We start from the raw sequence: 21,413 nt of genomic DNA on the forward strand, positions 1-21,413 counted from the left end.
GTCAGGCGGGCGAGGAGTGGCGCGGCCCGCCGGCGTCGGAAATCTCGCGCACCAGCTTGGTTCGCACCGCTCGGCCGAAATGATCGAAATTGTCGGCCACGATCATGAACGAGCCCGGACCGCCGATGACGCTCTCCTCGTAGTACTTGTCGAGGGTGAGGTCGGGTGGCCGGCCGAAGTTGGTGCGGTTCATCATGACCGGCAGGCCGTTCACCACGATGCCCTGCGATACCAGCCTGTCGCGAATGATCTCGGCCGCCGGGCCGTCGTTGGTACGGCCGTCGCCCGAGATGTCGATGACGCGGCGCTTTGGGAGTAATCCCGAGTTCTCGAAGCGCTGACCGGCATGCGCAAGCGCGGCGCCCACCGCGGTCCAGCTTTGCGAGATGCGTGGCGCTTCGGAAAGCTTCTCGGCGAAGCGTCGGGCCGCGCCGGCGCTGTCAATCACGGTCCAGTCGAGCACGACGACCTGATAGTGCGTGCCCGCCCATTCGGTGTAGCAGACGGCAATGCGCTTATGCTCGCCGGAGAGGATGGCGTCGATCACGCGGTCGTTGGTCAGGGCTTCGACATAGCCCCGCCGCTGCAGTTCCGCTTCGACCTCGTCGATGGAGCGCGAGACGTCGACGGCCAGGACAAGCTGAAGATCGACCGGCGTCTCCGCTCTCGCGGATGTCGCCGTGGCTATGGCTGCCAAAGAGCCTATGAGCGCCGACCGTCGCTTCATGCCCGCCTCTCCGCCGAAGGCGCGAAGCATAGCACTGCCGCGGCGGGCGCAAACAAAAACGCCGGAGGCAGAACCTCCGGCGTTTCCGTTGATCGATCGGTCCGGCAGGGCCGGATTTGAATTCTACTGATCGTCGTCGAAGCCGCGCTTGCGCGGCTCGTAGTCCCGCTCGCGGCGCGGGCGATCCGGAGCACCGCCTTCGCGGCGACGCGGACGGCCGAAGTCGCCTTCGGGAGCCGCCGCCGCAGGCGGCGGACCGGAGAAGTCGGCGCGACGGTCGCGCATCGGACCACCGGCATCGCGGGCTCCATAGCCGCCGCCACCGCCGCCGCCATAGCCACCACCGCCGCCGCCGCCGCTATCGCGGCCACCACCGCCGTAGCCGCCACCACCGCCGCCGCGATAGCCACCGCCACCACCGCCGCCACCGTAGCCACCGCCACCACCGCCGCCGTAAGGCGGACGCGGGCCGCGCGGACGGAAGCCGCCGCCGTCGCGACCGCCACCACCGCCGCCACCAAATCCACCACCGCCACCGCCGGGTTGACGCTCGACAGCTTCACGCACGGCGATTGAACGGCCATCCAACAACGCGCCGTTCATGGCCTGCATGGCAGCGGCGCCCTGGTCATCGGTTTCCATCTCGAGGAAGGCAAAGCCGCGGCTGCGGCCGGTCTCGCGATCCACGATCACTTTCGAAGATGTAACGGTGCCGAACTGAGAGAAGGCTTCAGACAGACGCTCAGACGTGACCGAATAGGGCAGGTTGCCCACAAACAATTTGCGACTCATTCAAGGCTCTGGGCTAGAGGAAGGATCGAGCGGAGTCCGGCGCGCGCTTGCTGGACTGATGTGTCCAAGCGTTTCGTTGACCTTTGACAGATGACCAAGAATCTCACGGAAGACGTTGACCGGTATCGCGCTCCGCGACTGTACCGAGACTCATGATGATGCTCGTCGGCTAGTGTCGCAATGCAGCACTTATGCGCTGATTCCCGCCGTGAGTCTACCCGCCGCAGCGGGCTTGAGACGGTCGCGACCACATCACACAATCGCTATCGAGAATGGGAGGTACCCCGAATGATCGTCGACCATCGTACGTATGAACTGCAACCAGGTCGGTTGCGCGAATTTTTGGCACTCTATGAAAAGGAAGGTTTGCCAGTTCAGATGAAGCATCTCGGCAATCTTGTCGGATATTTCACAACCGAGGTCGGTAATGTGAATGAGATCGTTCACATCTGGGCCTATGAAGACCTCGCTGATCGCACCAAACGTCGCGCGGCGATGGCGGCAGATCCCGCCTGGCAGTCTTATTTGCAGAAAAGCCGAGAATTCATGAAGCACATGAACAACAAGATATTGGTGCCAACCTCGTTCTCACCCACGAAGTAAGGGAAAGATTGAAGATTATGGCTACCGCACACCCGCGCCGCAGCGGCGCGCAGGTTCTCATCGACCAGCTCCGCATTCACGGCACCGACACGATCTTCGGCGTCCCCGGCGAGAGCTACCTCGCGGCGCTGGACGCGCTCTACGCCCAGCGCAATTCCATCCGCTACGTGATTTGTCGCCAGGAAGGCGGCGCCTCCTACATGGCCGAAGCTTACGGAAAGCTTACGGGCAAACCGGGCGTCTGTTTCGTCACGCGCGGTCCCGGCGCCACCAATGCCAGCGTCGGCGTGCATACCGGCTTCCAGGATTCGACGCCCATGATTCTGCTGGTCGGTCAGGTGGCGCGCGAGCAGAGCGAGCGCGAGGCGTTCCAGGAGATCGACTATCGGCGCATGTACGGCCAGATGGCCAAATGGGTCACCCAGATCGAGGATGCCCGCCGCATTCCCGAGATCGTGAGCCAGGCCTTTCACCGCGCCGTCAACGGCCGGCCGGGGCCCGTCGTGATCGCGTTGCCGGAAGACATGCTGACCGACGAGGTCGAAGTCGCCGACGCCGGGCCGTTCAAGGTTTCGCGCGGCGCGCCGGCGCCGGAGGACATGGCAGCGTTTCGCGAGCTGCTTGCCGCGGCGAAGCAGCCGCTGGTGATCCTGGGCGGCGGCGGCTGGGACGCGAAGGCGTGCGCCGACATCAAGGCCTTCGTCGAAGCCAATCACCTTCCCGTGACGACGGCGTTCCGCAATCAGGACCTGATCGACAATCGCCACGCCAACTTCGTGGGCGATCTCGGCCTCGGCGTGAATCCGCCCCTCGGCAAGCGCATTAAGGAGAGCGATCTCATCATCGCCATCGGTCCGCGCCTCGGCGAGGCGACGACCGGCGGCTACGCCATGTTCGATCTGCCGGTGCCGGCGCAGAAGATGGTGCATGTCCATGCCGGCGCCGAGGAACTCGGCCGCGTCTATCAGGCGACCTTGCCGATCAACAGCGGCATGGCGCAGTTCGCCGCCGCCGCGAAAGCGATGAAGCCGGTCGACGCTTCGGCGTGGAAGGCGGGCGTCGCCACGGCACGCGCCGACTACCTGAAGAATATCGAGCCCTCGCCGCAGCCCGGCTCGGCCAATCTGGCGGAGATCGTGGCGTGGCTGAACAAGCGCCTGCCGGACGACGTGATCGTCACCAACGGCGCAGGCAACTATGCGGGCTACGTCCACCGCTTCTTCCAGTATCGCGGCTTCCGGACCCAGCTTGCGCCGACCAACGGCTCGATGGGCTATGGCGTGCCGTCGGCGGTGGCCGCCAAGATCGCCGCCCCGGGGCGCACGGTGGTGTCGTTCAGCGGCGATGGCTGCTTCCTGATGAACGGTCAGGAATTCGCGACCGCCGTCCAGCATGGCGCCAACATCGTGTTCATCGTGATCGACAACGGCATGTACGGCACGATCCGCATGCATCAGGAGCGTGAGTATCCGACCCGCGTGCATGGCACTGAGCTCAAGAACCCCGACTTCGCGGCCTATGCCCGCGCCTTCGGTGGCCACGGCGAGACGGTCGAGAGGACGGCGGACTTCGAGCAGGCGTTCGAACGTGCGCTCGCGGCCGACCGGCCTTCCATCATCCACGTGAAGACCGATGCCGAGGCGATCACCTCGCGCATCACGTTGACCAAGCTGCGCGAGCAGGCCTTGGCGAAGCAGAAGCACTGAAACACCCTCGCGCTTCGGCCCTGTGCGACGTCGGCGCAGGGCCGGGCAGGGGACTTGCGCCGACCTGCAGCGGCCTCTATAGAGACGCCCGTGGTGATTTGAGCCGACCGGCTTGCGACCACGTTAAACATCGCTAAAAGGTCGGAGTGCTCGCAAAGCCCCCGTCCTTCCAGGTCGGGGGTTTTTCGTTTGCGATCCTGTGCGCAGGCAGCGGACGAGAGGAGAGAGCATGATGGACGGAGCAGTTCCCAGGAAGAAGACCGAGGCAGATACCAGCAAGTGGCGGCCGCAGACCCGCGCCGTGCGCGGCGGGCAGATCCGCAGCAACTTCGACGAGACGTCGGAGGCCCTGTTCCTGACGTCGGGTTATGCCTACTCCAGTGCCGAGGAAGCCGAGGCGACCTTCAAGGGCGAGAGCAACCACTACCAGTATTCGCGCTTCGGCAATCCGACCGTCAGCATGTTCGAGAACCGGCTGGCCGCTCTCGAAGGCGCCGAGGCCTGTCGTTCGACCTCGACCGGCATGTCGGCGGTGTTCTTCGCGTTGCTGGCGCTGCTCAAGAGCGGCGACCGGATCGTGGCGGCGCGGCAGCTCTTCGGGTCCTGTCACTACATCGTGTCCGACCTTCTGCCGAAGTACGGTATCCAAAGCGAGCTGGTCGACGGCGGCGATCTCGCGCAATGGGAGAAGGCGCTCAGCAAGCCCACCCAGGCCGTGCTCTTCGAGTCGCCCTCGAACCCGATGCTCGACATCGTCGACGTCAAGGCGGTGTGCGATCTCGCCCACAAGGCCGGCGCCAAGGTCGTGCTCGACAACGCTTTCGCAACGCCGATCCTGCAACGGCCGCTCGAGTTCGGCGCCGATGTCGTCGTGCATTCCGCCACCAAGTACATCGACGGTCAGGGCCGCACGCTCGGCGGCGCGGTGCTGGGCAGCAAGGAGTTCATCCTCGACAAGCTGCAGCCGATCATCCGCAATTGCGGTCCGTCGCTCAGCCCGTTCAATGCCTGGGTGCTGGTGAAGGGCCTGGAAACGCTCGGCCTGCGGATCGAGCGCCACTGCGCCAACGCCCGGCGGGTCGCCGACACGCTGGCGGCCCATCCGGCGATCGGTCGCGTGCTCTATCCCGGCCGTCCCGACCATCCGCAACACAAGCTCGCGGCCAAGCAGATGTCGGATTTCGGCGGCGTGGTGACGTTCGATCTCAAGGCCGGCAAGTGGGCCGCGTTCGAAATGCTGAACCGCCTGCAGATCGTCGATATTTCCAACAATCTCGGCGATGCCAAGAGCCTGGCCACGCATCCGGCGACGACGACGCATATGCGCATCGGCGCGGAGGAGCGCACCAAGCTCGGCATCACCGACGGCACCATCCGGCTTTCGGTTGGCCTCGAAGATGCCGAGGATGTAGTTGCCGATCTGGTTCAGGCGCTCGGAGCGTGAGGCGGAGGAAGTGAGATGACTGCGGTCGAAGTGACAATGGCCGAGGCGTCGGCTCAAGCGTCCGGCGCCACGCCGCTGTCGGCGACCCTGTGGGCGGAGAATGCCGATCTGGCCGAGCGCATTCTGGCACACGGCTTCGTGCGCGGGCTGGCCGACGGCAGCCTGCAGATCCAGCGCTTCAAGGGCTATGTCGCGCAGGATGCCTACTTCCTCGAGGCCTTCGCGCGCGCCTACGCCTTCTGCCTCGCCAATTCGACGTCGCGCGAAGACCTCTACGGCTTCGCCGACCTGATTGCCGGTGTCCTGGAGGAGCTCAAGCTCCACAGGCGCTATGCCGAGCGCTGGCAGGTCGATCTGTCCTGTGTGACCCCGGTCGAGGCGACCAAGGCCTATGTCGACTTCCTGCTGGAGACGGCGCGGCGCGGCGACCTCGGCGAGACGATCGCGGCGATGACGCCGTGCATGCGTCTCTACGCCTTTCTCGGCCGTTCGCTGGCTGCCAGGACGGTGGAGCCGCTCTATGCGGAATGGGTGAAGACCTATGCCGATCCCGGCTTCGAGGCGCTGGCGGCCCGGGTAGAAGCGCTGCTCGATCTGCACGCCAAGGATTGCGACAGCGTCCGGGCCGCCTATCGCCGCGCCATGGAACTCGAATACGGCTTCTTCGACGCCAACGTCTGACGGCGTCAGAGCGCCGCCAGCCTCTCCATCGAGCGCTCCAGCGCGCCGTGCAGATCGGCCGTAAGCTTGGTGCCCATTGCCAGACGCACTTCCTGCTCTGCTGCGGCCCAGAGCGGCAGGGCGCGCTTGAAGAGCGCGCGGCCGGCCGGCGTGGCGACCAGCTCGTGGCGGCGCTTGTCGGCAGCGGTGGCGCGTTCGACCACCCCCGAGCTCAACAGCGGCCGCAGGTTGCGCGTCAGGGTCGTGCGATCGGTCGCCAACAGGTCGGCCAGCTCGGTGATGGTGACCGGGCCCTGGGCGGTCACGAAACCCAGCAACGAGAATTGCGAAATTCTGAGGCCCGTCGGCGCGAGATGCTTGCTGTAGATCTGCGTCACGCGCCGCGCGGCGCTGCGGACCCTAAAGCAGGTGCAGTCGGCAGGCGAAGGCCTGACGGGGAGCAGAGTATTCATCGCCGGCAGATTAGCGCCGGTGGGTTGCGCCGGCAAAGCATTACTGTGTATATGCACGCAAAAGCGGGATGGAGACGAGCATGGCCGCGACGGCGGAATATGGCGTGGTGCCGATCGAGCAGGTGCGGCCGATGGACGGGCTGGCGCTCTTCCAGGCCATCAGGGAAGGTCGTCTTCCGGCGCCCCCGATTTGCAAGGCTCTGGGCATGACCCTCGACGAGGTCGAACTGGGCCGCGTCGTCTTCGGTTACCGTCCGGTGTTCGACCACTACAATCCGTTGGGCACGGTCCATGGCGGCATCGCGGCAACCCTGCTCGATTCGGTGATGGGCTGCTGCATTCACACAACCCTGAAGGCGGGGACCGGCTACACGACCGTCGAGATCAAGATCAACTATGTACGCGCCATGTCCGACAAGACCGGCCCGGTGCGCGCCGAAGGCAAGATCATCAATGTCGGTTCGCGCATCGCCACGTCGGAAGGCCGGCTCACCGACGCATCCGGCAAGCTCCTGGCGCACGGCACAACAACCTGCCTGATCTTTCCGATCTAGACCGACGACAGGTTGCCGATTTGTGAGGGGATGTAGACGCATCGATAAGAATGCGCATGCATCTAGTATCAAGCAGGCCGGTCTGAGGCGACCGCCCTTCGGCGCTGCAGGGAGTTGCGATAGTCTGGCGGGTGCATGCAGCCCTCCGCCGAACAGCGACTGCTGAAGCTCTCCATCGCGGTGACGATCGCCGTTGCGGCCGCCGGCGTTCTGTTCGGCCTGCTGTCGGGGTCGATGTCGATCGTCTTCGATGGCGTCTTTGCGGCGATCGACGCGGCGATGTCAGGCTTGGCGCTGTTCGTGTCGCGGCTGGTCAATCGGGTGGCCGAGAACCGGCGGTTCCAGTTCGGCTACTGGCACATCGAGCCGATGGTGCTGGCCTTCAATGGCGGCACGCTGATGCTGCTCTGCTTCTATGCCTTCCTGAACGCGGTCGACAGTTTCCTGGCCGGCGGCCGTCAGCTCGATTTCGATTGGGCAATGGCCTACGCCGTCGTCGTCTGCGCCGTCTGCTTCGCCATGTTCTTCTACGAACGACATGCCAACAGGCACATCGGCTCGGATTTCATACGGCTGGATGCGCAAAGCTGGCTGATGTCGGCCTGCATCACCCTGGCGCTGCTGGTGGCCTTCGCCATCGCCTGGGTTCTCACCGACACGCCGTATGCGCGTTTCACGCCCTACGCCGATCCCGTCGTGCTGGCGTTGCTGACCCTGGTGCTGGTCTTCGTGCCGATCCACACCGTGCGCAAGGCTCTGACCGAAATCCTGCTGATCACGCCACGGGAACTCGACGATCATGTGCGGCAGGTGATGGACGATATCGTGGCCCGCTACGGCTTTCGCACCTACACGAGTTACGTCGCCAAGGTCGGGCGCGCGCAATTCATCGAGATCCATGTTGCCGTGCCGGCCGATACGCCGATAGACAGTGTTGCCAAGGCCGATGCCATCCGTCGCGAGATTGCGGCGGCCATTGGCGAGGAAGGGCCGCATCGCTGGCTCACGATCGATTTCACCGCCGATCCGCAGTGGCTCTAGCCTGTTTGACCTTTTGGCGGGAAACTCCCATCTCACTGTCGCAAGGAAATCATTGAGCGATGTATTCCGCCACAACCCGTGCCATTGTCGTCACGGTCACACCGCAATATCTGCCTGACCAGTCCGATCCTGCGAAATCGCAGTTTGTCTGGGCCTATCAAGTCCGTATTGAAAATAAGGGCGATATCGCAGTGCAGTTGCGCAGCCGGCATTGGAAGATCACCGACGGGCTGGGCCGCCAGCAGGAAGTGAAGGGGCCCGGCGTGATCGGCAAGACACCTTTGCTGCGTCCAGGCGAAATGTTCGAGTACACTTCCGGCACACCGCTCTCCACGCCATCCGGCTTCATGGGCGGCACGTATCAAATGGTGAGCGAGGCGGGCGAGGCCTTCGATATCGAAATCCCCACTTTCTCGCTGGACACGCCAGGCTCGCAGCGACGGCTCAACTGAGCAGCGGCACCGAGGGCATGGGATAGAGGAGAGCGACGATGAACAAGGTCCTGAAGAAGAGCGAGGTGGTTTCGCTCGCCACCGGGCTGAAGCGGCCCTCGCGGGAAGAAGCCGAAGCGGCCGTGCGCACGCTGATTCGCTGGGCCGGCGACGATCCCGCCCGCGAAGGCCTGGTCGGCACGCCGGACCGCGTCGTGCGCTCCTACGAGGAATTCTTTTCGGGCTACGACGAAGATCCGGCGGAAATGCTGCAGCGGACTTTCGAGGAGGTCGAGGGTTACGACGAGGTCGTGGCGCTGCGCGATATCCGCCTCGAATCCCATTGCGAACATCACATGGTGCCGATCATCGGCCGGGTCCATGTCGGCTACCTGCCGGACAAGCGCGTGGTCGGGATCAGCAAGCTCGCCCGCGTGGTCGACGCCTATGCCCATCGCCTGCAGATCCAGGAGAAGCTGACGGCGCAGATCGCCAACACTCTGCAAGAAGTGCTGCAGCCGCGCGGCGTCGCCGTGGTGATCGAGGCGGCGCATCAGTGCATGACCACCCGCGGCGTGCACAAGTCGGATGTCACGATGGTGACAAGCCGGATGCTGGGCGCTTTCCGCGATAATGGCGAGACACGGCGCGAATTTCTGACCATGATCGGTCGCAACACGATTTGATCGCGACAAGGACATCATGGCCGGAGAGATCGTCAGTTCCGTCGAAATGCTGCGCAGGCTCGTGGCGTTCGACACCACCTCGCGCAATTCCAACCTCGCCCTGATCGACTATGTCAGGGACTACCTCGCCGGGCATGGCGTCGAGAGCAAGCTGGTGCCGAACGAGGATGGCTCCAAGGCCAACCTCTTCGCCACCGTCGGCCCCAATGTGGAGGGCGGCGTCGTCCTGTCCGGCCATACCGACGTGGTGCCGGTCGACGGCCAGCCCTGGACGACCGATCCGTGGACGCTGACCCTGAAGGACGGCAAGTACTACGGCCGCGGCACCTGCGACATGAAGGCGTTCTACGCCATCGCGCTCGCCATGCTGCCGGAGTTCAAGAAGGCTCCCCTCAAGAAGCCGATCCACTTCGCGCTGTCCTACGACGAGGAGATCGGCTGTTTCGGTGCCCACTCGCTGGCCGCGCGCATGGCGAGCGAAGTGCCGAAGCCGAAGGTGATCATCATCGGCGAGCCGACGATGATGACGGTGGTCCACGCCCACAAGGGCAGCCAGACTTACGTCACCAAGTTCACGGGCTTCGAGGCGCACTCCTCGATGACCCATCTCGGCGTCAGCGCCATCCACTTTGCCGGCGAGTTCATCCACTACCTCAACCAGGTGCAGGAGGAGCTCGAGGCCAAGGCGTCGAAGGACAGCGAGTTCACACCGGCGGCGGCGACCTTCAACGTCGGCACGATCGTCGGCGGCACGGCCGGCAACATCCTGGCGCGCGAGTGCGAGGTGCTGTGGGGCTATCGCGAACTGCCGACGCGGCCGATCGAGGAGCTGGGCGAGCGCGCCAAGAAATGGCTCGCCGAGGAGCTGCTGCCCAGGATGAAGGCCAAGCATCCGGCCGCCGCCATCGAGACCGAGCTGCGTTCCTCGACCCCGGCCTTCTCGCCCGAGGGCAACGACGACGCCAAGACACTCGCCGGAAGCTGGTCCGGCTCCAACACGGTCGGCAGCGTAGTCTACGCCACGGAGGCCGGCATCTTCCGCAAGACTCTCGGCGTGCCCACGGTGGTCTGCGGTCCGGGCGACATCGCCCAGGCGCACCAGCCCAACGAGTTCATCCTCGTGCCCCAGATCGGCGCCTGCGAGGAATTCATGAAGCGCATGCTGGAGTGGGCCTGCCGGGACTGAGCCCGTCCCGAGAGATGGCGACTACGCCGCGGAGGCGTAGATCCGGTCGAGATCGCGGTCGTCGTAGGAATATTCGGTCGAGCAGAACTCGCATTTCACGGCGACCCGTCCGGTCTTGTCGCGCAGGTCGTCGAGTTCCTCGCGCTTAATCGACCGCAGCACGCGATCGATGCGTTCGCGACTGCAACGGCATCGTGCGGCGAAGGCGCGGGGCTCGAACTGGCGCGGCTTCTCCTGGTGGAACAGGCGGTAGAGCAGCTTCGCGCCAGGCAGCGCCGGATCGAGCATCTCGGCCTCGGTCGCCGAGGCCATGAGGATCACGGCCCGTCGCCAGTCGTCCTCGCGCTGCTCCTGGTCGACGTCGATGCGTCCAGCGTCGAGTTCCGGCATCTGCTGGACCATCAACGCCGCGGCATGCCAGCGATGGCCGCCCTCGCTCGCCTCGCGGCGTGCGGAAATCTTGATGCCGGTCGGAAGCTGCTCGGACTGGCGGAAATAGGTATGGGCGCAGTCGGCCAAGGTCGCACCTTCGAGCGGCACCACGCCCTGGTAGCGCTCGGTATGCTGGCCCTGGTCGACGGTGAAGGCGAGCCGGCCCTGGCCGAACAGTTTCGGCACATAGCCTTCGGGCGCGTCCTCGTTGCCGCTGCCCAGCGCCACAGCGAGCTTCCAGGAATCGAACTGGGCATAGCCGCGCAGCGCGCCGTCGGTCGTGAGGTCGGTGACCAGCAGGCGGATCGGTCCGTCGCCCGAGATCTGAAGAGTGAAGATGCCGTCGTACTTCAGCGACGTCGCCAGGGTGGCGCAGAGCACCATCGCCTCGGCCAACGGCCGCGCCACGGCCAGGGGATAGCCGTGGCGTTCGATGATCTCGTCGAGAACATGGCTCAACCGCACCAGCCGGCCGCGCACTCCTAAAGCATCGAGCTGAAAGGGGAGGACGCGATCCCAGTCGGTGGAGGGAGCGCCGTCGGAAGGGGAGCCTTCCGACGTCGTGCTCATGAAAGGCACCAGGCGAGGATGCTCTTCTGCGCGTGCAGGCGGTTCTCCGCCTCGTCGAACACCACGGACTGCGGCCCGTCGATCACCTCGGCGGTGACCTCCTCGCCGCGATGCGCCGGCAGGCAGTGCATGAAGATCGCATCCTTCTTGGCCTGCTTCATCAGGTGCTTGTCGACCTGATAAGCGCGCAGGAGATTGTGTCGTCGCGCAGCGCTCGGGCTGTGCGGATCCTCGTCGCCCATCGAGACCCAGGTGTCGGTGACGACGCAGTCGGCGTCCTTCACCATCGCCTCGGGATCGTGGCCGATCGAGATGCGGCCCTTCGATTTCTCCGCCCACTGGACGACGTCCTGCGGTGGCTTCAGTTCGGTGGGGCAGGCGATGCGCAGCTCGAAGTCGAACTGCACGGCGGCGTGGATCCAGCTCGTCGCCATGTTGTTGCCGTCGCCCGACCAGGCGATCGACTTGCCCTGGATCGACCCGCGATGCTCCTCGTAGGTCATGACATCGGCCATGAGCTGGCAGGGATGCGTCTTGTCGGTGAGCCCGTTGATCACCGGCACGGTCGCGTACTTCGCCATTTCGAGGAGTTTCTCCTCGACGGTGGTGCGCATCATGATGATGTCGACGTAGCGGCTCAGCACGCGCGCGGTATCGGCGATGGTCTCGCCGCGGCCGAGCTGCGTGTCGCCGCGACCGAGCATGATCGTCTCGCCGCCGAGTTCGCGCATGCCGACCTCGAACGACACGCGGGTGCGTGTCGACGGCTTCTCGAAGATCATGGCGAGGGTCTTGCCGGCGAGCGGCTTGTCGTGCCCGCCGTTGGACCTGGCCTTCTTCATCGCCTTGCCCTGATCGAGGATCTGGCGAAGCGTCTTGGGATCGACCTGATCGAGGTCGAGGAAGTGTCTTGGCGCGGCCATGGTGCCTACTCGGCAGCCTTGGACGACTCGAACGAGACCGCGGCCTTCTCGAGGATGGCGATGCCTTCGTCGAGGGCTGCCTTGTCGGCGATCAGCGCCGGGAAGATGCGGATCACGTTCTCGCCCGCCGGCGGCACCAGCAGGCCCAGCGACTGCAGGCGGTCGACCATCTCGCCGGCCGGCACCACGCAGCGCAGGCCCTGCAGGAAGCCCGTGCCGCGCTGTTCGGCAAACACCTTCGGATGCTTGGCAACCAGCTTCTCGAGCTCGGCCTTGAGGTACTTGCCGCGTTCGTGCACGCCCTCGATGAAGCCGGGCTTCAGCAGCTCGTCGAGCACCGCGTTGGCCACGCCCGTGGCGAGCGGATTGCCGCCATAGGTCGAGCCGTGCGTGCCCGGCACCATGCCGACAGCCGCCTTCTCGGTCGCCATGAAGGCGCCGATCGGGAAACCGCCGCCCATGCCCTTGGCGATCGCCATGACATCGGGCGCGACACCCGACCATTCGTAGGCGAACAGCTTGCCTGTCCGGCCGAAACCCGTGTGGATCTCGTCGTAGAACAGCAGCAGGCCGAACTCGTCGCAGATCGCGCGCAGCGCCTTCAGGAACTCCGGCGTCGTCTCGCGGATACCGCCTTCGCCCTGGATCGGCTCGACCAGGATGCCGGCGGTCTCGTCGTCGATCATGTCGCGCACGACATTGGCGTTGTTCAGGGGCGCATGGCGATAGCCGGGTGCCGGCGGGCCGAAGCCTTCGAGGTACTTCTCGTTGCCGGTCGCGGCGAGCGCATTGAGCAGGCGGCCATGGAACGCCGCCTGGAAGCAGATGATCTTGTACCGCTTCGGGTGGCCGTTCATGTACTGATACTTGCGTATCAGCTTGATGCCGCCTTCGATCGCCTCGGCGCCGGAATTGCAGAAGAACATCGTGTCGGCGAAGGTGAGGTCGGCCAGCCGCTTGGCCAGCTTCTCGCCGTTGCCGATCCGGAACAGGTTGGAGGTGTGCCAGAGCTTCGAGCCCTGCTCGGTCAGAGCCTTGACCAGGGCGGGGTGGCAGTGGCCCAGCGCATTCACGGCGATGCCGGAGGTAAAGTCGACATAACGTCGGCCGTCCGTCGCGTAGAGATAGTTGCCCTCTCCGCGTTCGAACACGACGTCCTTGCGACCGTACGTCGGCATCACAGCCGTAATCACAACCAGTCCTCCATCAAAAGTAAAAAGCCTCGCTAGAGCCGGCGATTCCGGGATGGAAACTCCGGGTTTTGGCGAGGATCGGGCACTATCTTATCCGGGTTGGGGTGTGTCAACTTGAGCACTCCCGGCGGGAATCGATGCGAAGGGCCTGCCTTGAAGGGGGGGTAGCCCCTCTGCTAGGAGACCCGCCTTCCGATGAAATCGCTGCCCACCCGTAATTCCAAGCTCGCCTTGCACCGCGCCGGTTTCGCCTCGGTGCCGGCGATGCTCGACTATGCGGCCGAGGGCGAGACGGGCGTGACCTTTTATAATGCCAAGGGCGAGCAGCTCTCGGCCTTGCCGTGGAGCGACGTACGCCAGCGCGCCCATGTCGTGGCGCGCAAGCTGATCGGTGCGGGATTTGCGCGCGGCGAGCGAATTCTGATCACGGCCGATACCTGGCCGGGCTTTTTCGATTCCTTCTTTGGCGCGCAGTATGCCGGCCTCCTTCCCGTGCCGGTGTCCATCCCGGTCGGCATCGGCGGCAAAGAGGCCTATCTCGACCAGCTCCGCCGTCAGCTCGACGCTTCCGGCGCGGTGGCGGCCTTCGGTCTCGACGATCTTGCCGGCTATCTCGGCGAAGCGGCCAGGGATTTCCCCGCGGTCCGCCTCCATGGCGGCATGGACGTGCTGCAGGCGCTGCCCGAGAAGCCGGTCGATCTTCGTCCGCTCGGTGCGGACGATCATTGTTACATCCAGTTTTCGTCCGGCAGCACGCGCCATCCGCACGGTGTGCAGATCACCCAGCGCGCGCTGATGGCCAACCTCGCGGGCATGACGGGCCCGGCCGGCCTCGATGTCGTCGTGGGCGATCGTGCCGTGAGCTGGCTGCCGCTCTATCACGACATGGGCCTGATCGGCTTCCTGATGGCGCCGCTTAGCGCCCAGTTGTCGATCGACTACATGACGCCGCGTGACTTCGCCCGCCGGCCGATGCAGTGGCTCAACCTGATGTCGCGCAATCGCGGCACGATCTCCTACAGCCCGAGCTTCGGCTACGACCTCGCGGTTCGTCGCGGCGCTGCCCAGGTGCCGGCCGATCTCGACCTGAGCTGCTGGCGCCATGCCGGTATCGGCGGCGACATGGTGCGCGCCGACGTGCTGGAGCGCTTTGCCTCGACCTTCGAGGCCGCAGGCTTCAGCAGCAAGGCCTTCATCCCAAGCTACGGCATGGCCGAAGTGTGCCTGGCCATCACCTTCAGCCCGCACGACAGGGGTGTGTGCACAGATACCGTCGATCGCGCGGCGCTTGCGGAAACGCAGCGCGCGGTGCCTGCAACCGATCCCACCGACGATCGCCAGGCGCGCCGTTTCGTGTTGTGCGGCCGCGTGCTGCCGGGGCACCAGCTCGAAGTGCGCGACGCTGACGGCAAGGTGCTGACCGACCGCGAAGTCGGCCGCATCTTCGTGAAGGGGCCCAGCATCATGCCGGGCTATTTCGGCGAACCCGAGGCCAGCCGCGAGGTCCTGTCGGCCGATGGCTGGCTCGATACCGGCGACCTTGGATACATGCTCGCAGGTGAAATCGTCGTCACGGGGCGCGCCAAGGATCTGATCATCGTGAACGGCCGCAATGTCTGGCCGCAGGACATCGAGTGGGCCATCGAAGCCAAGCGCCTGACCAAGAGCGGCGATGCTGCCGCCTTCTCGATCGACACCGGCGAAGGCGAGCGCGTCGTCGTGGCCGTGCTGGCGCGCGTTTCGGGGGAGGAGGCGCGGCAGGCCCTGGCACGCGATGTCGCCGGCGCCGTGCGCGAGGCGATTGCCGTCGACTGCGACGTCGCCCTGGTGGCGCCGACGGTCGGCCTGCCGACCACTTCGTCGGGCAAGCTGTCGCGCGCGCGAACCAAGGCCAACTATCTCGCCGGCCTCTACGCGCCGGCGTCGCCGTCCTCGAAACCCGCAGCAGCCTGATCCGGGCGCGATGAGCAAGCTGGTCGCCGTTACCGGGGCCACTGGTTTCGTCGGTCCGCACCTTGTCTCTGCGCTGGCCCGTCGCGGCTGGCGGTTACGCCTTCTGGTGCGGCGCTGGTCGCCGTTGCCGTCGCTGGCCGGCGTCGATGCCGACATTGTCCTGGGCGACGTCCTCTCCGAACCCGCCTTGCGGGAACTGGTTCGGGGGGCGGATGCCGTGGTCCATGCCGCGGGCCTGATCAAGGCCCGCGCGCCGGCCGACTTTCTGCCCGTCAATCGCGACAGCGCCGCGCTGCTTTCCGCTTTGGCGCCGGAAGCGACGCTGGTTCTGTTGTCTTCGCTTGCCGCCCGCGAGCCGCAACTCTCGGCCTATGGTGCCAGCAAGCGGGCAGGCGAGGAGGCTGTCGCGACCCGGAACGGTCCCTGGGTCGCCATACGGGCGCCGGCCGTTTATGGGCCAGGAGACCGGGAGACGTTGGCGTATTTTCGCTCTGTGAAACGAGCGCTGGCGCCGCAGCCCTGGCTTCCGTCGGCGCGCCTATCCTTGATCCACGTCTCCGACCTTGCCGAGGCCCTGGCCTTGGCCGTCGAACGGCCGCCGGGCCCGTCGGTCTACGAAGTCGACGACGGCACGGTGGGTGCGTATTCCTACGCCGACATGGCCCGGGCGGCGGGGGCGGCACTGGGCCGGCAACCCTGGCAGGTGAAGGTGCCGCGGCCGCTCATGGCCGCTATCGCGGCGTGGAACGAGCTGCGCCAGTCCCTCGGCGGTCCCACCCAGATCCTGACCCGGGGCAAGGTCGCCGAGATTTTTCACCCGGACTGGTCCGTCCACGATCGACGGCTTGCTGCCACCACTGGCTTCCGAGCGCGTTACGACCTGACGGCCGGCTTCCGCGACACCGTCCAGTGGTATCGCCGGCACAGTTGGCTTTAGGACGTGTGAAACACTGCGTAATAAATTGTTATTTCACAAGGAATCCGGGTTTCTGGCACAAGTTGCCCGCCTGACCCCGGGACCCGGAGAGCGTTTTGCGCACTGCCCATCAAATGATCGTCGAGAACGACGGCATCGCCGACACCCTCGAACTGCGCCGCGAGAGCATGCTCGCGCGTGGCGAAGTCATGGGTGAAATCTGCCATCACCTGGCGCCGTTCCAGGTCGGCGAGAAGCCGATCGCTGGCGACACCGTGATTGCCAAGGACCTGACCATCGATTCGCTCGCGATCATGGACATGGTCATGGAACTCGAGGATCGGTTCGACGTCTCGATTCCCATGAACGTCGTGGCCGAGATTCATACCGTCGACCAGCTCGCGGATACCATCCTGAAGCTGCACGCCCGGCGTTAGCCATGGGCTTATTCGATCGCCATGCGGGCCTGCTCGAGGCCTATCGCGACGTTCGGACCACCGGCTACGACCCGTTCCAGATTCGTATGGAACGGGTCCTGTCGCCGACCGAAGCCATCATCAACGGGCGCAAGACGCTCCTGGTCGGCACCAACAATTACTTCGGCCTGACCTTCGATCCCTCCTGTATGGAGGCTGCCATCGAGGCCATTCGCGCCGAGGGAACCGGCACGACCGGCTCGCGCATCGCCAACGGCAGCTACAGCGAGCACGTGGCGCTCGAGCAGGAGATCGCCGAGTTCTACGGCAAGAAGCATTGCATGGTCTTCACGACCGGCTATCAGGCCAATCTCGGCATCATCTCGACCCTGGCGGGCGAGGGTGACCAGCTGCTGATCGATGCCGACAGCCATGCCTCGATCTACGACGCCTGCAAGATGACGCAAGCCGAGGTCGTGCGCTTCAAGCACAACGACCCGTCGAGCCTGGAGGCGCGCTTGCGCCGTCTGGGCGACCGGCCGGGTAACCGGGTGGTGGTCCTGGAAGGCATCTATTCGATGCTGGGCGATACCGCGCCGCTGCGCGAGTTCGTCGACGTCTGCAAGAAGTACAACGCCTACGTTCTGATCGACGAGGCCCATTCGCTGGGCGCGCTGGGCGAGACCGGCCGTGGCCTGTGCGAGTCGACCGGCGTGATCGACGATTGCCACTTCATCGTCGGCACCTTCTCCAAGACGCTCGGCGCCATCGGCGGCTACTGCGTTTCGGACGATCCCGACTTCGACATCCTGCGTGTCACTGTCCGTTCCTACATGTTCACAGCCTCGCTGCCGCCCTCGATCGTGGCGTCGGTGCGCCAGGCGTTGAAGGTCGTGAAGGCCAAGCCCGAACTGCGCAAGCAGCTTTGGGACAATGTCGCCACGCTCTACGACGGCCTTGCCGCCCAGGGCTTCAAACTCGGCCCCGAGCACGGCCCGGTGGTCGGCGTGCACCTGCCGGACCGCATGGTCGCCATCGGCTTCTGGCGCGCCATGCTCGATGCCGGCATCTACGTGAACGTCGCCGTGCCGCCCGCCACGCCCAACGGCGTGTCGTTGCTGCGCTGTTCGGTCTGCGCCGTGCATACGCCGGAGCAGCTCAAGCATATGGTCGAAGTCATGACGGGCATCGGCCGTCAGCTCGGCGTCATCGACGACCGCACGCGCCGCGTGGTTGGCGGCGCCCGCTAGGGGCGGCCGCCATGTTCACCCTGGCTCATCTGTCCGACCCGCATCTGCCGATGCCGCGGGTGCACCTCGCCGATCTTCTGGGGAAGCGCGTCACGGGCTACGCCAATTGGTGGCGCAGCCGTGTTGGCCTGCATCGGCCCGAAGCGCTGGCCGGCATCGTGGCGGACATCAAGGCCGAGGACCCCGATCACATCGCCCTGACCGGTGATCTGGTGAACATCTCGCTGCCCGAGGAATTCGAGCGCGCCTCGCAATGGCTGGCCGGGCTCGGCCCGCCCGCTCGCGTGACCCTCGTGCCGGGCAATCACGACGTCTACGTCGCCACGAAGTGGGGGCAGGCGCTCGGCCGTTGGGGGGCCTATATCGCCGGCGACGGCGCGCCGCCGGCGACCGGCTTCGAGGTTTTTCCGACCCTGCGTCGCCGTGGACCGGTGGCGCTGGTCGGCCTGAACAGCGGCGTACCCAAACCGCCTTTCGTTGCGACCGGCACCCTGGGCGCTGCGCAGATCGCGGCAGCCGAGAAGATCCTGGCCGACCTTGGCCGCGAAGGGCTCTGTCGCGTCGTGCTGATCCACCATCCGCCGCTCACGACCGAAAAGCATTTCAAGCGCCTGACCGACGCGGCCGAATTCCAGGCGATGATCCGACGGGTCGGCTGCGAGATCGTCCTGCATGGCCACAACCATCGCAGCGAGATCGCCCGCATCGCCGGTCCCCACGGCAGCGTGCCCGTGATCGGCGTCACTTCCGCGTCAGCTGCGGCTGGTAGCAAGTACGGCCGCGCGCGCTATCACTTGATCGGCATCGAGCGGCAGCCGGCAGGTTGGCGGCTCGCTGTCCAGATCCGCGCGCTCAAGGCCTGCGGTACGGGCTGCGAGTCCGACGGGCGCATCGTGTTCGAGAGTGGCGAGCCGCTCGCCAAGGCAGCTTGAGGCGTAAATGGCTTCGTCAGATATCACGGTAACGCCGGTCCAGGGCAAAGCCGACCTCAAGACGTTCATCACCCTGCCCAAGCGTCTCTATGCCGGGCAGAAGGGCTATGTCCCGCACCTCGACCTGGAGCGGAGGGAAGCCTTCACGCCGGGCAAGAATCCGTTGTTCGAGCATGTCGAGGTCCAGTTCTTCCTGGCGCGTCGCGCCGGTCGCGTGGTCGGCCGCATCGCCGCCCAGGTCGACCGCGCCTACCTCGAACGCTACACCGACAGCACCGGGCACTTCGGCTGCCTTGCGGCGGAGGACGACCCGGCGGTCTTTGCGGCCTTGTTCGCGGCCGCCGAAGCCTGGCTCAAGGCCAAGGGCATGGTGCGTGCGACCGGCCCGTTCAGCCTGTCGGTCAACGAAGAGGTCGGATTGCTGATCCACGGCTTCGAGAGCCGGCCGGTCCTCATGGTTCCCTGGGATCCGCCCTATGCCGGCGGCCGCGTCGAGGGCTGCGGCTACAGGAAGGTGAAGGATCTCTTCTCCTACGACTACGACGTCCAGAATGCGCCGGAGACGATCGGCGCCAAGCTGCTGGCGCGGGCGGGCATGGGCAACCGGGTGAAGGTGCGCACCGCCAACATGGAGATGTTCGACGCCGAGGTCCGCACCCTGGTCGGCGTCTTCAACGATGCCTGGAGCGACAATTGGGGGTTCGTGCCCTTCACCCAGTCCGAAATCGACCACGCTTCCAAGGCCTTCGGGCCGGTGATCGTGCCGGAGCTGGCGGTCTTCGTGGATGTCGACGACGAGACGGTGGCCTTCATCGTGGCGCTCACCAACCTCAACGAGGCGATCCGCGACTTCAACGGCAAGCTGGGGCCGGTGAATCTGGTGAAACTCCTCTATCGGTTGAAGATCGCCGGCGTCGGCAGTACTCGTGTGCCGCTGATGGGCGTGAAGAAGAAGTTCCGCAACCATCCGCTGATGGGAGCAGGGCTGGCGATGATCGCCATCGATCACCTGAGGCAGAACGGCAAGCGGCTGGGCAAGACCTCGGCCGAACTGGGCTGGATCCTCGAAGACAACAAGGCCACCAACAACATCATCCGGTCCGTGGGCGGCGTGCACTACAAGACGCACCGTCTCTACGAGAAAGCTCTGGTGGGGTGAGCGCTCCAGGTTCTTCCCCACGCAACCCGGCCGCCTCCGGCCCCGTTCCCCGAGTGTCGGCCTTCGCGCCGCTCGCCAACAAGTCGTTCCTGGCGATGTGGACGGCCAACCTGATGTCCAACGTCGGCGGCTGGATGCAGAATACTGGCGCGGCCTGGGAGATGACGAGCCTGACGCAGGAGCCGATCTTCGTGGCCCTGCTGGCGGCGGCCGGCACCTTGCCGATGTTCCTGTTCTGCTTCTTGGCCGGCATCCTGGCCGACCGTTTCGATCGCCGCCGCTACATCATCTGCTGCCAGATCTGGATGATGGCGGTGGCCGCCACACTCGCGGTCCTAGCCTTCCTGGGCAAGCTAGACCACTGGAGCCTGCTCGGCCTCTCCTTCTGCATGGGGCTGGGCAATGCCATGAATGCACCGGCCTGGCATGCCGTCGTGCCGGAGATCGTCTCGGGGCCGCAACTTCGGCCCGCCATCGCGCTGAACAGCGCCGGCTTCAACCTCGCGCGTACCATCGGCCCGGTCATCGGTCAGCTTCTGCTGAGCCTGGTCGGCGTGTTCCTGCTCTTCACCATCAACGCCTTCACCTATATCGGCGTCATCTTTGCCATGCGGGCCTGGAAGCGGCCGGCCGAGGCGCGGGCCGCGCAGCGTCGCGAGGGCTTCGCCGAAGCCGCCCGGGCGGGCATCGCCTTCGTACGCGGCTCGACCGAGCTTCGGGCGATCTTCGCTCGCGGCCTCTGCTTCTTCGTGCCCGGCATCGCCTTGGGCACCCTGCTGCCGGTGATCGGCCGCTTCGAGCTCGGCCTCGACGAGTTCGACTTCGGCATTCTCTATGGCGTCTTCGGAATCGGCGCGGTCGCGGCTGCCTTCGCCATGCCGCGGATCAACCGCCTGCTGGGCGCCGACCGCGCCAACATCTGGGCGATGGGCATCTCGGCAGCCGCCACGATGCTGGCGGCGCTGGCCATGGTCCCCTGGGTGGTTGGCATCGTCGTCGCCATCAACGGCGCCTGCTGGATCACTGTCATCGCCAATAACGGCACTTCAGTGCAAATGATCCTGCCCAACTACATGCGTGCGCGTGGCATGGCGGTGCACCAGATGGTGTTCTTCGGCGCGATGGTGGTCGGCTCCCTGCTGTGGGGAAAGATCGCCAACTTCTTCGGCGTGCAGGCTGCGCTGATCGCCTCGTCGGTGGCGCTGGTGCCGCTCACCGTGCTCGCTGCGTCGATCCGGCTGCCGGGCTCGACGACGCCGCGTGTCTGACATGCTTTTGCGCCCTTTCCACCACAAGCGACCTGAAAATTTACGAGCCGGGGCAGAATCTTCTTGTAACCGTGTCGATTAGTTGTAGATAGCCAACG

The 21,413-nt window shown here is 65.4% G+C and carries 22 protein-coding genes and 1 riboswitch; of the genes, 16 read left to right on the forward strand and 6 right to left on the reverse strand.

Annotated elements, in window-relative coordinates; all coding sequences use genetic code 11:
- Position 1 precedes the first annotated feature (1 nt).
- Both BN60_RS27475 and BN60_RS31720 read right to left on the reverse strand, forming a co-directional pair.
- Complete coding sequence (locus tag BN60_RS27475; RefSeq protein WP_043287025.1) at positions 2-727, reverse strand: DUF1194 domain-containing protein; 726 nt, start codon at positions 725-727, stop codon at positions 2-4.
- Positions 728-850: 123 nt separating this feature from the next.
- Positions 851-1,519 carry an RNA recognition motif domain-containing protein gene (locus BN60_RS31720; RefSeq protein ID WP_083856315.1) on the reverse strand — a complete coding sequence of 223 codons (669 nt, stop codon included), beginning with the start codon at positions 1,517-1,519 and terminating at the stop codon, positions 851-853.
- A gap of 288 nt (positions 1,520-1,807) precedes the next feature.
- Here BN60_RS31720 and BN60_RS27485 point away from each other — a divergent pair, with 288 nt between their 5' ends.
- The 4 genes from BN60_RS27485 to BN60_RS27500 all read left to right on the forward strand — a co-directional run bounded on the left by BN60_RS27485 (position 1,808) and on the right by BN60_RS27500 (position 5,953).
- Positions 1,808-2,122 (forward strand): NIPSNAP family protein, encoded by a 315-nt coding sequence (locus tag BN60_RS27485; protein WP_020699410.1) that lies wholly within the window; start codon positions 1,808-1,810, stop codon positions 2,120-2,122.
- A gap of 17 nt (positions 2,123-2,139) precedes the next feature.
- Positions 2,140-3,828 carry a thiamine pyrophosphate-binding protein gene (locus BN60_RS27490; protein WP_020699411.1) on the forward strand — a complete coding sequence of 563 codons (1,689 nt, stop codon included), beginning with the start codon at positions 2,140-2,142 and terminating at the stop codon, positions 3,826-3,828.
- 80 nt (positions 3,829-3,908) lie between these two features.
- Positions 3,909-3,985: riboswitch (SAM riboswitch) on the forward strand.
- A gap of 72 nt (positions 3,986-4,057) precedes the next feature.
- On the forward strand, positions 4,058-5,272 hold the full coding sequence (gene metZ / locus BN60_RS27495) for an O-succinylhomoserine sulfhydrylase (RefSeq protein ID WP_020699412.1): 1,215 nt from the start codon (positions 4,058-4,060) through the stop codon (positions 5,270-5,272).
- A 15-nt stretch (positions 5,273-5,287) separates the two neighbouring features.
- Positions 5,288-5,953, forward strand: a complete 666-nt coding sequence (locus tag BN60_RS27500; RefSeq protein WP_020699413.1) for a TenA family protein — start codon at positions 5,288-5,290, stop codon at positions 5,951-5,953.
- A gap of 5 nt (positions 5,954-5,958) precedes the next feature.
- Here BN60_RS27500 and BN60_RS27505 read toward each other — a convergent pair whose 3' ends face one another.
- Positions 5,959-6,405 carry a MarR family winged helix-turn-helix transcriptional regulator gene (locus BN60_RS27505; protein WP_043284399.1) on the reverse strand — a complete coding sequence of 149 codons (447 nt, stop codon included), beginning with the start codon at positions 6,403-6,405 and terminating at the stop codon, positions 5,959-5,961.
- An 80-nt stretch (positions 6,406-6,485) separates the two neighbouring features.
- Between BN60_RS27505 and BN60_RS27510 the strand changes: the two genes are divergently transcribed.
- From BN60_RS27510 to argE, 5 genes are all read left to right on the forward strand, one after another.
- On the forward strand, positions 6,486-6,959 hold the full coding sequence (locus BN60_RS27510) for a PaaI family thioesterase (RefSeq protein ID WP_020699415.1): 474 nt from the start codon (positions 6,486-6,488) through the stop codon (positions 6,957-6,959).
- Between the two features lie 135 nt (positions 6,960-7,094).
- Complete coding sequence (locus BN60_RS27515; protein WP_020699416.1) at positions 7,095-8,000, forward strand: cation diffusion facilitator family transporter; 906 nt, start codon at positions 7,095-7,097, stop codon at positions 7,998-8,000.
- A gap of 59 nt (positions 8,001-8,059) precedes the next feature.
- The gene (apaG, locus tag BN60_RS27520) at positions 8,060-8,452 is read left to right on the forward strand and encodes a Co2+/Mg2+ efflux protein ApaG (protein ID WP_020699417.1); all 393 of its coding nucleotides are present in this window, start codon (positions 8,060-8,062) and stop codon (positions 8,450-8,452) included.
- Positions 8,453-8,490: 38 nt separating this feature from the next.
- A complete protein-coding gene (folE, locus tag BN60_RS27525; RefSeq protein ID WP_020699418.1) occupies positions 8,491-9,117 on the forward strand; it encodes a GTP cyclohydrolase I FolE in 627 nt (208 codons plus the stop codon).
- Between the two features lie 16 nt (positions 9,118-9,133).
- Entirely contained in the window at positions 9,134-10,303 is a 1,170-nt protein-coding gene (gene argE, locus BN60_RS27530; protein WP_020699419.1) for an acetylornithine deacetylase, read from the forward strand.
- Between the two features lie 21 nt (positions 10,304-10,324).
- Here the strand turns inward: argE and hslO are convergent, their stop codons facing one another.
- The 3 genes from hslO to BN60_RS27545 are packed head-to-tail and all read right to left on the reverse strand — an operon-like array spanning position 10,325 to position 13,421.
- A complete protein-coding gene (hslO, locus tag BN60_RS27535) occupies positions 10,325-11,305 on the reverse strand; it encodes an Hsp33 family molecular chaperone HslO (protein ID WP_020699420.1) in 981 nt (326 codons plus the stop codon).
- Positions 11,302-12,228 carry an ornithine carbamoyltransferase gene (gene argF, locus BN60_RS27540; protein ID WP_020699421.1) on the reverse strand — a complete coding sequence of 309 codons (927 nt, stop codon included), beginning with the start codon at positions 12,226-12,228 and terminating at the stop codon, positions 11,302-11,304. The genes hslO and argF overlap by 4 nt, the downstream gene beginning before the upstream one ends.
- 5 nt (positions 12,229-12,233) lie before the next feature.
- Entirely contained in the window at positions 12,234-13,421 is a 1,188-nt protein-coding gene (locus tag BN60_RS27545) for an aspartate aminotransferase family protein (protein ID WP_043284403.1), read from the reverse strand.
- 195 nt (positions 13,422-13,616) lie between these two features.
- On the opposite strand from BN60_RS27545, the gene BN60_RS27550 reads away from it, so the two are divergent.
- From BN60_RS27550 to BN60_RS27580, 7 genes are all read left to right on the forward strand, one after another.
- A complete protein-coding gene (locus BN60_RS27550) occupies positions 13,617-15,374 on the forward strand; it encodes a fatty acyl-AMP ligase (RefSeq protein WP_020699423.1) in 1,758 nt (585 codons plus the stop codon).
- Positions 15,375-15,384: 10 nt separating this feature from the next.
- Positions 15,385-16,311 carry an NAD-dependent epimerase/dehydratase family protein gene (locus tag BN60_RS27555; RefSeq protein WP_020699424.1) on the forward strand — a complete coding sequence of 309 codons (927 nt, stop codon included), beginning with the start codon at positions 15,385-15,387 and terminating at the stop codon, positions 16,309-16,311.
- A gap of 95 nt (positions 16,312-16,406) precedes the next feature.
- Positions 16,407-16,727: an acyl carrier protein gene (locus BN60_RS27560; RefSeq protein ID WP_148283539.1), complete on the forward strand. Its 321-nt coding sequence runs from the start codon at positions 16,407-16,409 to the stop codon at positions 16,725-16,727.
- A gap of 2 nt (positions 16,728-16,729) precedes the next feature.
- The gene (gene spt / locus BN60_RS27565; protein WP_020699426.1) at positions 16,730-17,956 is read left to right on the forward strand and encodes a serine palmitoyltransferase; all 1,227 of its coding nucleotides are present in this window, start codon (positions 16,730-16,732) and stop codon (positions 17,954-17,956) included.
- Positions 17,957-17,967: 11 nt separating this feature from the next.
- Complete coding sequence (locus BN60_RS27570) at positions 17,968-18,888, forward strand: metallophosphoesterase family protein (RefSeq protein ID WP_020699427.1); 921 nt, start codon at positions 17,968-17,970, stop codon at positions 18,886-18,888.
- A gap of 7 nt (positions 18,889-18,895) precedes the next feature.
- Positions 18,896-20,047: a hypothetical protein gene (locus tag BN60_RS27575; protein ID WP_020699428.1), complete on the forward strand. Its 1,152-nt coding sequence runs from the start codon at positions 18,896-18,898 to the stop codon at positions 20,045-20,047.
- A gap of 53 nt (positions 20,048-20,100) precedes the next feature.
- Positions 20,101-21,315 (forward strand): MFS transporter, encoded by a 1,215-nt coding sequence (locus tag BN60_RS27580; protein WP_020699429.1) that lies wholly within the window; start codon positions 20,101-20,103, stop codon positions 21,313-21,315.
- Positions 21,316-21,413: the final 98 nt, after the last annotated feature.

The sequence above is a fragment of the Reyranella massiliensis 521 genome, assembly GCF_000312425.1.
Taxonomy (GTDB): Bacteria; Pseudomonadota; Alphaproteobacteria; order Reyranellales; family Reyranellaceae; genus Reyranella; species Reyranella massiliensis.